The organism is Chryseobacterium sp. SIMBA_038 (assembly GCF_046535115.1).
Lineage (GTDB): Bacteria > Bacteroidota > Bacteroidia > Flavobacteriales > Weeksellaceae > Chryseobacterium.
Window position 1 is genome coordinate 682697 of the sequence record NZ_JAWRXH010000002.1, and the last position, 13283, is coordinate 695979.

Consider the following 13283-nt stretch of genomic DNA (forward strand, 5'->3'; position numbering starts at 1 on the left):
AGGCCGGAAGCTTTAAGCTTAATGCTTATTGCTTACAGCTTACAGCTGATTTTATCTCATTTTCAATGTGATAAGACATACAATTGCCAACATAACACCGATGATTATCATTCTGTTCACAATTTTACTTTCGTGGAAACCTTCTTTCTGATAATGGTGATGTAATGGTGACATCTTAAATAATCTATTGTTTTGAGCATATTCCAGCCCGTATTTTCTTTTTCTAAATTTGAAAACAACTACCTGTAGCATAACAGATATGTTTTCTATTAAGAAGATCCCGCATAATACAGGAATCATTAATTCTTTTCTTAAAATGATCGCTAAAACAGCAATTGCTCCACCCAGCATCAAACTTCCTGTATCACCCATAAAAACCTGAGCGGGATAGGTATTGTACCAGAAAAATCCGATCACGGCTCCTACCATTGCGACCACAAAAATGGTAGTTTCACCCATGTTGGGGAGGAACATGATGTTGAGATAATCTGCAAAAATAATGTTCCCGGAAACGTAGGTGAAAAACGCTAATGCGAGCAATATGACTGTACTTGTGCCTGCTGCGAGGCCATCAATTCCATCGGTAATATTAGCTCCGTTAGAAACTGCTGTTACAATGAAAATTACGATCGGGATGAAAACGATCCATGCCCATTCGTGAGCGTCTTTGTCATTCATCCAAAATAGCATTCCGCTGTAGTCGAACTCGTTATTTTTAGCAAAAGGAACTGTAGAAACAGTGATTTTTTCTGTAGGCATAAAATTCTGCTCAACATTATTTCTGTTCACTACTTTTGCATCTGCATATTTTCTTTTAACCGTAATGTCAGGGTGGAAATACATTGTAACTCCGACAATTAGCCCTAATCCGACCTGTCCTACAATCTTGAATTTTCCACTTAAACCATCTTTATTTTTCTTAACCTTTTTTAAATAATCATCTAAGAAACCAATTGCGCCCATCCAAACCACAGAAACAATCAAAAGGACAATATAGACATTGGTAATTCTCGTGAATAATAACACCGGAATCAACGTTGCCAAAATGATGATAAGACCTCCCATTGTTGGAGTTCCTTCTTTTTGTTTCTGTCCGTCTAATCCCAAATCACGAACCAATTCGCCCATCTGTTTTGCTCTCAGATAGTTGATGATTCTTTTTCCGTAAACAAGAGCTATCGTTAAGGACAACAGAACGGCCATTCCGGCACGGAAAGAAATGTATTTTAACATTCCAAGTCCCGGGATGTGAATTCCATGGTTGGTAAGATATTCGTATAGATAGTATAACATGTTTCTATTTTTTATAAATGATAAATGATGATCGATGAATGATAAAATCAATTATCATTTATTAATTATCGATTATAAATTACTTACTCATTAACTTCCAGAGCTCAATAATTACTTCTTTGTCATCAAAATGATGTCTTACACCATTTATCTCTTGATACGTTTCGTGACCTTTTCCGGCTACCAAAACAATATCTTTAGGTTCTGAGAATTTTATTGCCATCTTTATGGCTTCTCTTCTATCTGGAATTGAAGTGTATTTGCTGAAGTATTGAGGTTCAACGCCTGCTTCAATTTCTTTTATAATTGCTGTCGGATCTTCTGTTCTCGGGTTGTCTGAAGTGATGATCGCCAACGTTGATTTTTTGCTGGCAATATTTCCCATTTCAGGTCTTTTGGAATGATCTCTGTCTCCTCCGCAACCGAAAACTGTGATCAGTCTTTCGTTTTTAGTTCTAATATCATTAATGCTATCCAAGATGTTTTCTAAAGCATCCGGAGTGTGCGCATAATCTACGATGAAGAAAATTCCGCCGTCTGATTTGAAGGTTTCAAATCTTCCAGACACTCTTTTTAATTTACTGATCGCCTGTAAAATTTCATCTTGCTCAAAACCAAGTTCAGAAGCAATCCCGAACACAAGCAATAAATTGTAAACATTAAATCTTCCTGTTAATGTTGTCCAGAATTCTTTTCCGTTGAAATTCAACAGCATTCCGTTGAAATCAATTTCCAATGATTTTCCGTGGAAATCTGCCATTGTTTTCAAAGCATAAGACTTTTTCGTAGCCTTTGTGTTTTGAAGCATAACCATTCCGTTTTTATCATCAACATTGGTGATCGCAATGGCTGTATCCTGAAGTTCATCAAAAAATCTTTTCTTAGTTTTTAAATACTCATCAAAAGTTTTATGATAATCTAAATGATCGTGGGTAAGGTTTGTAAATCCTGCCACTTTAAAATGCAGACCTTCAATTCTGTTTTGAGAAATTCCGTGAGAACTTACCTCCATGAAGGCAAACTCGCAACCTTCTTCAACTGCCTGAGCCAAGATTTTATTAATGGTAATAACATCAGGAGTTGTATGTGTCGCCGGAATTATTTTATCTCCAATTCTAATTTCAACTGTAGAAAGCAAAGCTGAATCGTAGCCTAAATTTTTAAATACATCAAAAAGTAGAGTAGAAACAGATGTTTTTCCGTTTGTTCCTGTAACACCAATTAATTTTAATTTTTCAGAAGGATTTCCGTAGAAATTAGAAGCTAAATGACCTAAAGCTTTGGAAGAATCCTTTACTTTAACGTAAGTGATATTTTCATTCAAACTTTCAGGAAACTCTTCACAAACAATTGTTTTTGCTCCTTTTTCAATTGAAGATGCAATAAATGAATGTCCATCCACAACCGTTCCTCTCATTGCAATGTACAACGAGTTTTCCGTAACCTTTCTGCTGTCGAAAACCAATTCTGAAACCTCACGAGTGTTTTCACCGTGAATTTCTAGGACTGGGATTCTATTTAATAATTCAATTAATTGCATTTTTTGATGCTTTATTATTTTAATTCTTTATGAATAACATTTTCATTGTTGATAGGATTATCATCCTATCCTTTGTTAAATTGTCCCTTTGGGACTCTTTTTTAATTTTGCAGAGACAAATAAATTCTCTGGTTTTTACTGATTGTTGTGCCTTCTAATGGGAACTGTTCTTTAATTCGTCCAACTCCTTTATAATCGACACGATATCCTAGGTTTTCCAATTGTGGGATGATATTTTTACCGATCAATCCGACTACACTTGGCATTTGTTTATTGTTAACTGCTATTTTTACATTAGGCTCAACCATTTTATTAAGGTTTACCTTTTTGTCTACAAGCATTTCTTTTTCAACGTTTTGAGGTGTTTTTAAGAACGTTTTTCCTGCAATTTCTTTAAACACCGGTGCGGAAACCGTACCTCCATAAAATCCTTTTGCCGTATTCGGCTCACTGATCATCACATAACAGGTATATTTCGGATTATCAGCCGGATAGAAGCCCGCAAATGATGCTCGGTACTTCATTGGGCCGGGCAACCAATATTCAAATCTTGCGGTTCCTGTTTTCCCTGCCATTTTTAAGTTTGGAGTAAAAATGCTTCGTCCTGTTCCTTTCTCAACCGCTTTGGTCAATGCGCTTGTCATCATTTTAATAGCCTTTTCTGAGGCCATTTTATTCACCATAACTTCAGGTTTTGCGTTGTACATTACCTTTCCGTCTTTCATGATTTTGTCGATGAATAGAGGTTTTAGCATTTTACCACCGTTAGCAACTCCGTTATAGAAAGTTGTTAATTGTAATAAATTGATGTTTGATGAATATCCGTAAGCGATTGAAGCTAATGTTGCTGCATTCCATCTTTTATTTTCAGGAGTTACAATTTTCGGTTTTGTGATTCCCGGAAGTTCGATGTCCATTTTGTCGAATAATTTCCAACGTTTTAGATGATCCAAGAAAATCTGAGGTTTCTCAGCGTAATATTTCGTGATCAATTTTGCTGTTCCAACGTTGCTTGATTTAGCTAAAACATCACTAATATCATAAGTTCCGCCACCGTGACCGTCTGAAATTCTTTGCTTCGCATAAACCCAGACTCCGTTTCCTACATTTACGGTTGTATTTTCATCAATAAAACCGTCATCCATCGCTGCTAACAACGAGATTGTTTTAAATGTAGAACCCGGTTCGATGTTATCTTTTAGCGCATAATTGTAAGAATCTTCATATTCTCCTTCTTCAGTTCTTCTTAAATTAACCAAAGCGCGAACTTTACCAGTCTGCACTTCCATTACAATTACGGTTCCGTGTTTTGCTTCGAAATTAACAAGTTGTTTCTCCAAAGCAGAGTGTGCAATGTCTTGAATCCTAAGGTCTAAAGTCGTATAAACATCTTCTCCGTCAACAGGTTCCTGAACTTTCCAGAAGTCGATTGGTTTCCATTGAGAAGAGTTGATTCTTTGTTCTAATCTTTTTCCGTCGCTTCCTGTCAGATATTTTGAGAAAGCGCCTTCAAGACCTGCTTTAAGTTCACCGTTATCAATTCCGATAGTTCCGGCACCGATTTCTGAGGTTGCTAATTCTCTTTTATAATTTCTGTCGACAATGAAACCTCCTTTGTTTTTTCCTTTTTTGAAAATCGGGAAGTTTCTGATTCTGTCGTACTCGTCAAAATCAAGACCTTTAACTAAAGCGTAATATTGATTTTTCTTTTTCTTCTGTTCGTCGAATTTTTGTCTGAAATCACCTCTCGATTTTCCAAACATTTTGCTTAAAGAATCCGTTAAAGCTCCGATGTTATTTGTGTAGATCGTGTCTTTCATCGTTTTGAAATCCAGATAGATATCGTATCGCATCACGGTTGTCGCAAGAATGGACCCGTCGGAAGCAAATAAATTTCCACGGGCAGCTTTTAGAGTTGCTTCGCGGTAATTTTTGTTAATGTAGTCGTCTTTAATTTCCTGAACATTGGTGTTTTGAAGAATGATGATCCTTGCAATGAACATTACAAATACGCACAAAGCCACCACTGCGAAGAGGTAGCCCCACCTTAAGGTTCTTTTACGTTTGTTGTCGTATTCATTTTGCTTTTGCATCTGTACTATCCAATTTTATTAATAATTTGTGAGGATGGTTTTCCAGTGTCATCAAGGAATCCCGGGCAACTTCTTTCCCTAACTGAGATTCCATTTTTACTTTAATAAGCTTACTTTGTGCATAAGCGTTTCGAGATTTATATTCTTCTGTTTCTTCTTTTAAGGCGTTGACAATTTTAATTTTCTTATTGACGAGATGATTACTGTAAATCATTGCCATCATTAAGAAAAACAACAAGAGAAAATACTTATAATGTACTTTGATCTCATCACGATTCAGGAAATTACCTTTTATAATATCTATAAAAGTTAATCTCTTCTGAGGGCGATTTGTTGTCGTTCTTTTTGCCACTTTATTTATTAGTAATAGGTAATTAGTAATGTGTAATATTTAAAAATTGCTTATTACCCATTGCTCATTATTTATATTTTTATTCCTGTTCTCATTTTAGCACTTCTAGCTCTTGAGTTTTCTTCAATTTCCTTATCATCGGGAATAATTGCTTTGCTCTTAACCAATTCGAATGCTTTTTTATAATTTCCGTAAATGTCTCTCTGAGGTTCACCCTCAAACATTCCGTTTTTCAAAAACCTTTTTACCAAACGATCTTCCAGAGAGTGGTAAGAAATTACTACCAATCTTCCATCTGGTCTTAAAACATTGTATGCCTGAACAAGCATTTCTTTTAAAACCTCCAGTTCCTGGTTTACTTCAATTCTTATCGCCTGGAAAAGCTGTGCATAAAATTTATTGATCTTATGCGGCGGAAGAAAGTTGAAAAGCTTTTTCAAATCTTCCGTTGTGTTGATGGTTTTAATTTTTCTGTGGTGAACAATGTCTCTAGCTAATTTTCTAGATTCTCTTAATTCGCCATAATAATAAAAAATATTCGCCAACTGCTCTTCTTCGTAATCGTTAATTACTCTTTTGGCATCAAGACCCTGCATTACATTCATTCTCATATCCAAAGGAGCGTTGCTTCTTGTGGAAAATCCTCTTTCTGCTTCGTCGAACTGATGAGAAGATACTCCAAGGTCAGCAAGAACCCCATCAACCTGAGAAACTCCATACATTAATAAGGAGTTTTCTAAGAATCTGAAATTCTGATTGATCAAAGTAAATCTCGGATCATCAATTGTATTTTTAAGTGCGTCTAAATCTTGGTCAAAACCGTACAGCTTTCCTTTATCGGAAAGTCTGCTCAGTATTTCTTTTGAGTGACCACCGCCACCAAAAGTACAGTCCACGTATGTTCCGTCTGGATTCGTCACCAAATCATCAACACTTTGCTTCAACAAAACGGGGTTATGATACATGTTTAAGTTGTGTTTTTTGTCGCTTTTTTTATTTAGCGGTTATTCTTCATCTAAAGAGCCCATCACGTCTTCGGCAAGGCTGGCAAAATCTTCTTCGTTGGTAGAGATCACTTTTTCGTAAGCGTCTTTGTCCCAGATTTCAAATAATTCTCCGGCGCTGGTAATCACAATATCTTTTTGAAGATTTGCGAAATGCGTCAGATCTTTTGAAATCTGTAATCTACCGGCGTTATCCAATTCTACAGTTTTTACTCCTGCCGTAAACATTCTAATGAAATCAGCATTCTTTTTAATGAATCTGTTTAATTTATTAATCTTGCCCATCAATTTATCCCAAGCATTCATAGGGTAAACTTCCAGGCAAGTTTGGAACACGGATCTTTTGACTACAAATGCCTTGTCATCAAAGTCTTCCATCTGTTTGATCAGAGATGAAGGAACTTTTAAACGGCCTTTGTCATCAATTTTACACTCATATGTTCCAATGAAATTTTTCATTTGGGACAAATTTATATAATAATTTCCAATATTTCCCACTTTTTCCCACTTTTTGACTTAATGTTAATAAGTTTTATTAAAGATTTAATAATATAGGTTTAAGTTGTTGATATGTTGAGCCTTGAGAATTGTATTATTCAGGCCATAGTAAAGAGATTTTCAAAAAAAGAGTTAAAAAGAGCTTTATTATATTATTTTTATTTTAAATTAGGCATATCAAAATATTTTTGAGGTTTAATTTGTATTTTTGCAAGGCTTTATTAAGGCGTTTTATGATATTTAGTACAAAAAAAGAAAAGAAATATACCTTTGTAGAGGCGGGAGAAGGACATCCATTAGTGCTATTGCACGGTTTAATGGGTGGTTTGAGCAATTTCGATAAGATGGTGAATTTTTTTTCAGAGAGAGGATTTAAGGTTTATGTACCTCAATTGCCGATCTATGATTTACCAGTGCTCAATACTAATCTTACCACATTAGCAAAATATATTATAAAGTTTATAGAGAGTCATATCGAAGGGCCTGTAACTATTGTTGGAAACTCAATGGGAGGTCACATTGGGCTTATATTAACTTTGGCAAGACCGGATTTAGTTAATAATTTGGTTTTAACAGGAAGTTCCGGATTATATGAAAGAACATTCGGAGACAGTTTTCCGAGAAAAAATGACAAATCATATATAAGGAAGAAAACTGAAGAGGTTTTTTATGACCCTGCTGTTGCAACTGAAGATCTTGTAGACGAGGTTTTTGGGGTGGTGAATGATAGAATGAAGGGAATAAAAACCGTAATGTTGGCCAGAAGTGCCATCAAACACAATATGTTGCACGATCTTCCTAAGATTTTGACACCAACGTGTTTGATTTGGGGAAAACAGGATAATGTGACACCTCCGGAGGTTGCGATCGATATGCATAAATTTATTCCAAATTCAGATCTGTTCTGGATTGATAAATGCGGCCACGCAGCAATGATGGAAAAACCGGATGAGTTCAATGAAATTCTCTACAGCTGGTTAAAAGATAAAGTTTAAAAAAAATAAATTGAACCATTAAGAGCTTTTCTTAATGGTTTATTTTTCTAAAAATATTCGAAATGGTTATTAAGACTGCAGAATTTGTAAAAAGTAGCGGAAAATGGCAGGAATGTCCGGAACCGACAATCCCTGAATATGCTTTTATAGGAAGATCAAATGTTGGGAAATCTTCATTGATCAACGCGATGATGAACAGGAAAGATTTGGCTAAAACTTCCGGAACTCCAGGGAAAACTCAGCTTATTAATCATTTTATCGTCAATGAGAATTGGTATCTTACCGATTTACCTGGTTATGGTTATGCAAAGGTTTCAAAGGTTCTGAGAAGGGATTTTGAGAAACTGATCAACAATTATATTCTAAACAGAAAAAATCTGGTGAATCTTTTTGTTTTGATTGATTCAAGACACAGCCCACAGAAAATAGATCTTGAATTTATTGAATGGTGCGGAGAAAGTGGTGTTCCGTTTTCAATTGTTTTCACTAAAGTTGACAAACTGAAACCGAATATCGCCATAAAAAATGTAGAAGATTATAAGGCTGAGCTTTATAAAACGTGGGAAGATCTTCCCGAATTATACGTGACTTCGGCTGAAAAGAAAGAAGGATGCGATGAAATCCTTGATTTTATACAAACAACCAACGACTTTTTAAATAATAATAACGTTAATTTCGATGAGTAATATTATCTGGAAAATTAAGACATTCGAGGAATTTACAGTTCCCGAATTATATGCCGTTTTGAAAGCTAGGATCGATGTTTTTGTTATTGAGCAGAATTGCCCTTACGAAGATTTGGATAATTATGATCAAAAAGCAATTCACATTTGGGCAGAAGAAGATGGTGAAGTTTTAGCAAATTGCAGGATTTTCGATAAAGGGATTAAATATGATGAGGCTTCGATCGGACGAGTTTTAACAACAGAAAAAGCAAGAGGAAAAAGCTTAGGAAAACTGCTGATAAAATATGCTGTTGAAACCATAGAAAACCGTTTTCATACTTCTGAAATCAGGATTTCTGCACAGGATTATCTATTGAAATTCTATGGAGATTTTGGTTTTGAAGATACTGGGAAAAAATATTTGGAAGATGACATTCCGCACACGGAAATGTTGAGAAAATAAAGAAAAGCGAAGAAATTAATCTTCGCTTTTTTTGATAATTAAATATATATGGAGTGTTTTTTATTTTCCTGAAATAGCTTTTAAAATAATAGGTTCAAGATTAGAAGGTAGATCTGCCGATTTTATCTGATAGTTTTTAATTTTCATTTCTTTGAACCAGTTTTCCCAGTATTCTTTGATGACGTCTGCTTCGAAGGGATTTCCTTTTACGGGATTTATTCCCAGAACAACTACTTCAAGATTTTCAAGATCATCATTTGCTTTTATGAAACCTAAACCTTTATCCTGAATTTTATTTTTAAAATCCGAGGAATTCAGTTTTAATGATTTCACCAATTCAGGGGTCAGATACGATGTTTTTTGACCTTCCGAGAACTTGGAATCTTTGTGATAAATGTATCCATCAGTTAAAATGAAAAGAACATTCCTATGATCATCCTTAATACAGTAATCCTTCACTTTATTTTTGAAAAACTCCCAAATATCGGACCCTACATATTGCTTGTCCTTGATGGCAGACTGGTAGATCTGTAAAGGAAGCGAGGAATATCTGGTTTCAACAAGGTTAATATTATCCTTGGTGGTATTTTTATCAAACGAAACCTTCAATTGTTTTGTAAGGTCATTCATTTTGGGATCAGACGGTTCAGGATTAAAGAAAACCTGCATCTGATCATTAAGCTGAATTACTTTTTTACCTTTAATATGGTCTAAAAATCCCTTGTCGATCGCTTTGATGTATTCGATATCTCTCTGAAAGTATTCCATTGTTGGATTTGGATTTTTATCGGGATCAATTCGGTCTGAAAGATCAATTAAAATACTGACGTTTATATTCTTTGAATTTGAAGAATTATTTGCTGTCGTCAAGTTTTCAGAAACCTTTTCTTTTGGCTTTCCGCACTGAATAAAAAATGCAGAAACAATCAATAAGTATAATATTTTTTTCATAACAGTTTTATAAGATTGACATATAAACAGTGTTCTGGCTGTCGGCATTGGCTCCAACTTTCTTGAGGTTTGCATTGTACTTTTCAATACATTCTTCCACCAGCTTTTGAGAATGAATTCTTTCATTGATATTGGTAATCCAGCCCTGCATGTATTCTGAGGCGTACAGTTTGTAATCCTTTGTAGGAATAATTACCCCATCAATGATGTTCTGAAGCTCTTCAATTCTGCCTTTTGCTTTGGCTATCAGTTCTTTAATGCTGCCAATGTTGATTCGGATCTCCTCTTTTTGTTTCTCGAAATCTTCAATTCTTTCCTGATGAACGATAATATCCTTCTGCCTTCTTGTTTGTTCGTGCTTTATCTTGTCTTTTTCTTTATTTTCTTTCATTACAAAGTCGAAAACGAGTCCCCAAATAATGTAAACAATAAATCCCGCGAAAATAATTCCCCAAAACTGATTCTTTGTAAAAGCTATCGAAAGATCGAAAGGAGGGGAAGTAAAGGTTCTGTTGAGTTCATACAGTTTAGATTCAATTTCATATGCTAAAATGGCGTCAAAAACGAATGTTATAATGAATAACAGGGCGACTTTAGAATAATTAACAAAGCTTTTATTTTCTCCAAACATATGGATCAAGTATCCTAATCCTAAAAATACAAACGGAATTAATGTTACAAAAGCTCCTTCAAGCGGACCTTCATCCCAAGCTTTGTTGAAGGCCTGCGCATCCAAGACACTTTGAATAATATTTCCGTTGGCATCAAAACTTTTAAAAAAAGCCGAATATGAAGTCGAAATATAAAAAGTAAAGAGGTATAAACTTATCGGAATCAAAATAATTAATCCGATCCAGAATTTTGTAGAAGCTCCTTTTGTTGCCTTTACGCTGTAGGCTTCAGGATTTCTTGGAAGATCATTGATTTCAAATTTCAGTTTTTCAATCTTGTCCTGAACGTTTTGAATGTCTGTTCCTACATTGTTCAGCTGATCTTCCTTATTGTCTAAAGAAACGGTAAGTCCTTTGATTTCGGTTTCTTTATTTTTCTGCTCGTTGAGGTAAGGTTCCTTTAATTTTTTCTGTTTTTCAACCAGTTCTTTTTCTTCATTTTGAAATTTAGAATAAATTGCATCAAGACAAATCGACAAAGCGGTATGATTTCCGTTGTTTCTTGAACTGTCTCTATAACCGGATTCGTGATAGGTTCTTTTTCTGTTTTCCTCGGTAGATTCGCTTCCTAACGATTCTGTTTTTGAAAGCTGATCCTGATTTTCCTCGATGGGAACTGGCTTTAAACGAAAAAGATTCTTGAGATTAGATGTCATGGTATTCATGGTTATTAGTGTTTAAGGTCGTTAAGAATATCACTTTTAGTTTTTCCTTCCTTTACGGCTTCGATGAGGTAATCGGCAATGTCCTTTACATTTTCCTCCATAAATCCGAACATTGAAACATACTTTTTTAAGGTTGAATATTCATTGGGAGAAACAACGCCGTCTGCCCAGATCATTACGGTGAGATCGTAGAGGTATTCTACCTTTTCTTCAATGGTTTCAGGAATTAATGACTTTGAATTGATGGGATTTAAAAGAATTTCATCAAGATTTTTAGCTGAAATTCCTCTTTCTTCGGCCGATTTGTAAAGCATTTTCAGTTCCAGGGCACTGAAATCATCATCACAGATCGCCATTTGATACAATCTTAAAAAGTGAGCTTTTAGATTTTCTGGTATTTGTACTGTTTCCATAGTGTTTTATTTGATTATTCTGTCTCGTGTTCGTGGAATTTCTTCGTGTTTTGTGTTGATGATTTCAGGCTCTTTTGTTTTCTTTCTCGGAATTAATGTCGAAAAATAATACAAGAACAAAAGCCCGACAATGATGTCAATGATAATCCAAAAAGGCTTTAGATAAAAGTAAATCGGGATAATCGGATTGAAAAGAATGAAAATGAGCGCAAATGCAATAAACCAAAATCTTCTGCTCCTGAATTCATTGAAAATAATGATTAAGGCCATCACAGAAACGATTCCCCTTAGGAACGTATAGTACCCGAAAGGCAGATCTATAATGCCGATAAAACAGCAGATAGCGGCTATAATGATGAGGTATTTCATGGTTTTTAGTTTAGTCGGGCTTTTTTAGAGAAATTAATTACAACCTGAGCAGTATGATCTGTCTACATATTCTTTACTGTTTCCAGCCATGTAGTAGCATCCTCCTCTTTCTCCAACATACAATGAGTGTCCGTTGTAAGTACAGCCTTTGCTTTGAGAATAAGAAGACCTAGAGCTTCTCGTTTTGCTTTTTCTGCTCTTTTTTCTTGAGCTTTTGCTTTTCTTCGGTTTTTTTGCCGAAAATTCAGTTGTTGAGGTTGTTCCGCTTGTTGATGCTGAAAAGCTTGCAGGTAATAATAGAGCTAAACCTAAAAGGCTTGTAAGTAGTAGTTTTTTCATAGTGATTGTGTTTTAGTTTTTACATCCGTTCTTATCGCAAGTTATTTTGTCATTGGTATTTGTCCAATGATCAGAATGAACAGTTGTGTCGGTACCGCAACCTGTTGTACCTCCTTTTTGTCCTTTATGGACGATTGCTGTTGGTGTGTGTTTTACATTCATAATAAAAATTTTTAATTATTTAACACTCCAAAAGTATAACGCTTTAAAAACCAATCCTTACGGGAACCCGTAAAATGAAAAAACCTTTCAAAAAAATTGAAAGGTTTATATAAAAATGATTGAGGAAATAATTAAATAACCCCCAAATCTTTACAAAAAGCAACCAACTGCTCATTGCTCGTGACCCCAAGATCTTCTTTTAGGCTGTTTAATTTTTTTTCGACGCTGCTTAAACTGTTAGGTCTCATATTATTATTTTGAAGATAAACAGGTATGTTTTTTTGCAGAACGCCTTGTGAAAGGAGGGAAACTAAGGTAAGATCATAAGTTGAAAACTCATAATTATTAAGCTTTTTTACATCCTGTTTAAGGTCTAGGGATAAATAATTTTCGTTAACATAAACGGATGCAATTGCTTTTTTCAGGTCTCTTGAGTCATTTCTTGCTTTACGAACATACCCGTTAATTTTAGACTCTGTAAAAAGCGAATCAATAATTCCTGATTTGTGTTCTCCTGAAAATACAATTATTTTTAAAGAGGGTTGTATTTCTCTTATTTTCTCAATTAATTCTTTTCCGTCCTTAATGGTTTGTTCACGATGATCTTCCTCGAAAGAAAGATCGGTGATCAGCAAATCGTAAGGAGCATTTTCTCGGATAGATTTTTGAGCTTTTGCTATTGCATCATCACAATAGTAAACATGATCAATATTGGGAATATTAAGATCTTCTAATGTTTTTTGGATAGACAGGCTGCCCATTTCGTGGTCTTCGGCGATTAAAATTTTTTTGAACATTCTTTTCTCTTTT

At 34.9% G+C, this 13283-nt stretch carries 16 protein-coding genes; 3 read left to right on the forward strand and 13 right to left on the reverse strand.

Annotation, left to right across the window (positions count from 1 at the left end; genetic code table 11):
• Nucleotides 1-51: 51 nt before the first annotated feature.
• The 6 genes from mraY to mraZ form a co-directional block, all read right to left on the reverse strand.
• A complete protein-coding gene (mraY, locus tag SB689_RS09395) occupies nt 52-1293 on the reverse strand; it encodes a phospho-N-acetylmuramoyl-pentapeptide-transferase (protein ID WP_410691862.1) in 1242 nt (413 codons plus the stop codon).
• Nucleotides 1294-1372: 79 nt separating this feature from the next.
• Nucleotides 1373-2833, reverse strand: a complete 1461-nt coding sequence (locus SB689_RS09400; protein WP_410691863.1) for a UDP-N-acetylmuramoyl-L-alanyl-D-glutamate--2,6-diaminopimelate ligase — start codon at nt 2831-2833, stop codon at nt 1373-1375.
• Nucleotides 2834-2934: 101 nt separating this feature from the next.
• Nucleotides 2935-4926: a penicillin-binding transpeptidase domain-containing protein gene (locus SB689_RS09405; protein ID WP_410691864.1), complete on the reverse strand. Its 1992-nt coding sequence runs from the start codon at nt 4924-4926 to the stop codon at nt 2935-2937.
• Entirely contained in the window at nt 4910-5278 is a 369-nt protein-coding gene (locus SB689_RS09410; RefSeq protein WP_410691865.1) for an FtsL-like putative cell division protein, read from the reverse strand. Before SB689_RS09410 ends, SB689_RS09405 begins: the two co-directional genes overlap by 17 nt.
• Nucleotides 5279-5349: 71 nt before the next feature.
• Complete coding sequence (gene rsmH / locus SB689_RS09415) at nt 5350-6243, reverse strand: 16S rRNA (cytosine(1402)-N(4))-methyltransferase RsmH (RefSeq protein ID WP_410691866.1); 894 nt, start codon at nt 6241-6243, stop codon at nt 5350-5352.
• 39 nt (nt 6244-6282) lie between these two features.
• Nucleotides 6283-6741: a division/cell wall cluster transcriptional repressor MraZ gene (gene mraZ / locus SB689_RS09420; RefSeq protein WP_066754174.1), complete on the reverse strand. Its 459-nt coding sequence runs from the start codon at nt 6739-6741 to the stop codon at nt 6283-6285.
• 272 nt (nt 6742-7013) lie between these two features.
• Here mraZ and SB689_RS09425 point away from each other — a divergent pair, with 272 nt between their 5' ends.
• The 3 genes from SB689_RS09425 to SB689_RS09435 all read left to right on the forward strand — a co-directional run bounded on the left by SB689_RS09425 (nt 7014) and on the right by SB689_RS09435 (nt 8903).
• Nucleotides 7014-7775: an alpha/beta fold hydrolase gene (locus SB689_RS09425; protein ID WP_066754176.1), complete on the forward strand. Its 762-nt coding sequence runs from the start codon at nt 7014-7016 to the stop codon at nt 7773-7775.
• Between the two features lie 62 nt (nt 7776-7837).
• Nucleotides 7838-8461, forward strand: coding sequence for a ribosome biogenesis GTP-binding protein YihA/YsxC (yihA, locus tag SB689_RS09430; protein ID WP_066754178.1), 624 nt, complete (start codon nt 7838-7840; stop codon nt 8459-8461).
• Nucleotides 8454-8903, forward strand: coding sequence for a GNAT family N-acetyltransferase (locus SB689_RS09435; protein WP_410691867.1), 450 nt, complete (start codon nt 8454-8456; stop codon nt 8901-8903). Before yihA ends, SB689_RS09435 begins: the two co-directional genes overlap by 8 nt.
• A gap of 60 nt (nt 8904-8963) precedes the next feature.
• Here SB689_RS09435 and SB689_RS09440 read toward each other — a convergent pair whose 3' ends face one another.
• The 7 genes from SB689_RS09440 to SB689_RS09470 all read right to left on the reverse strand — a co-directional run bounded on the left by SB689_RS09440 (nt 8964) and on the right by SB689_RS09470 (nt 13270).
• Complete coding sequence (locus SB689_RS09440; protein ID WP_410691868.1) at nt 8964-9854, reverse strand: hypothetical protein; 891 nt, start codon at nt 9852-9854, stop codon at nt 8964-8966.
• A gap of 7 nt (nt 9855-9861) precedes the next feature.
• Entirely contained in the window at nt 9862-11190 is a 1329-nt protein-coding gene (locus tag SB689_RS09445) for a beta-carotene 15,15'-monooxygenase (RefSeq protein WP_410691869.1), read from the reverse strand.
• A 5-nt stretch (nt 11191-11195) separates the two neighbouring features.
• Nucleotides 11196-11603 (reverse strand): hypothetical protein, encoded by a 408-nt coding sequence (locus tag SB689_RS09450; protein WP_410691870.1) that lies wholly within the window; start codon nt 11601-11603, stop codon nt 11196-11198.
• 6 nt (nt 11604-11609) lie between these two features.
• Nucleotides 11610-11972, reverse strand: a complete 363-nt coding sequence (locus tag SB689_RS09455; RefSeq protein ID WP_410691871.1) for a DUF6804 family protein — start codon at nt 11970-11972, stop codon at nt 11610-11612.
• Nucleotides 11973-12005: 33 nt separating this feature from the next.
• Nucleotides 12006-12311: a hypothetical protein gene (locus SB689_RS09460; RefSeq protein WP_410691872.1), complete on the reverse strand. Its 306-nt coding sequence runs from the start codon at nt 12309-12311 to the stop codon at nt 12006-12008.
• Nucleotides 12312-12323: 12 nt separating this feature from the next.
• Nucleotides 12324-12473, reverse strand: a complete 150-nt coding sequence (locus SB689_RS09465) for a hypothetical protein (RefSeq protein WP_410691873.1) — start codon at nt 12471-12473, stop codon at nt 12324-12326.
• 131 nt (nt 12474-12604) lie between these two features.
• Entirely contained in the window at nt 12605-13270 is a 666-nt protein-coding gene (locus SB689_RS09470; protein ID WP_410691874.1) for a response regulator, read from the reverse strand.
• Between the last annotated feature and the right edge of the window lie 13 nt (nt 13271-13283).

What these genes read in the sequence shown, in the direction of transcription:
- mraY (WP_410691862.1), bottom strand. Translation starts at nt 1,293, where the DNA reads ATGTTATACTATCTATACGAATATCTTACCAACCATGGAATTCACATC.
- SB689_RS09400 (WP_410691863.1), bottom strand. Translation starts at nt 2,833, where the DNA reads ATGCAATTAATTGAATTATTAAATAGAATCCCAGTCCTAGAAATTCAC.
- SB689_RS09405 (WP_410691864.1), bottom strand. Translation starts at nt 4,926, where the DNA reads ATGCAAAAGCAAAATGAATACGACAACAAACGTAAAAGAACCTTAAGG.
- rsmH (WP_410691866.1), bottom strand. Translation starts at nt 6,243, where the DNA reads ATGTATCATAACCCCGTTTTGTTGAAGCAAAGTGTTGATGATTTGGTG.
- mraZ (WP_066754174.1), bottom strand. Translation starts at nt 6,741, where the DNA reads ATGAAAAATTTCATTGGAACATATGAGTGTAAAATTGATGACAAAGGC.
- SB689_RS09425 (WP_066754176.1), top strand. Translation starts at nt 7,014, where the DNA reads ATGATATTTAGTACAAAAAAAGAAAAGAAATATACCTTTGTAGAGGCG.
- yihA (WP_066754178.1), top strand. Translation starts at nt 7,838, where the DNA reads ATGGTTATTAAGACTGCAGAATTTGTAAAAAGTAGCGGAAAATGGCAG.
- SB689_RS09435 (WP_410691867.1), top strand. Translation starts at nt 8,454, where the DNA reads ATGAGTAATATTATCTGGAAAATTAAGACATTCGAGGAATTTACAGTT.
- SB689_RS09440 (WP_410691868.1), bottom strand. Translation starts at nt 9,854, where the DNA reads ATGAAAAAAATATTATACTTATTGATTGTTTCTGCATTTTTTATTCAG.
- SB689_RS09445 (WP_410691869.1), bottom strand. Translation starts at nt 11,190, where the DNA reads ATGAATACCATGACATCTAATCTCAAGAATCTTTTTCGTTTAAAGCCA.
- SB689_RS09450 (WP_410691870.1), bottom strand. Translation starts at nt 11,603, where the DNA reads ATGGAAACAGTACAAATACCAGAAAATCTAAAAGCTCACTTTTTAAGA.
- SB689_RS09455 (WP_410691871.1), bottom strand. Translation starts at nt 11,972, where the DNA reads ATGAAATACCTCATCATTATAGCCGCTATCTGCTGTTTTATCGGCATT.
- SB689_RS09460 (WP_410691872.1), bottom strand. Translation starts at nt 12,311, where the DNA reads ATGAAAAAACTACTACTTACAAGCCTTTTAGGTTTAGCTCTATTATTA.
- SB689_RS09465 (WP_410691873.1), bottom strand. Translation starts at nt 12,473, where the DNA reads ATGAATGTAAAACACACACCAACAGCAATCGTCCATAAAGGACAAAAA.
- SB689_RS09470 (WP_410691874.1), bottom strand. Translation starts at nt 13,270, where the DNA reads ATGTTCAAAAAAATTTTAATCGCCGAAGACCACGAAATGGGCAGCCTG.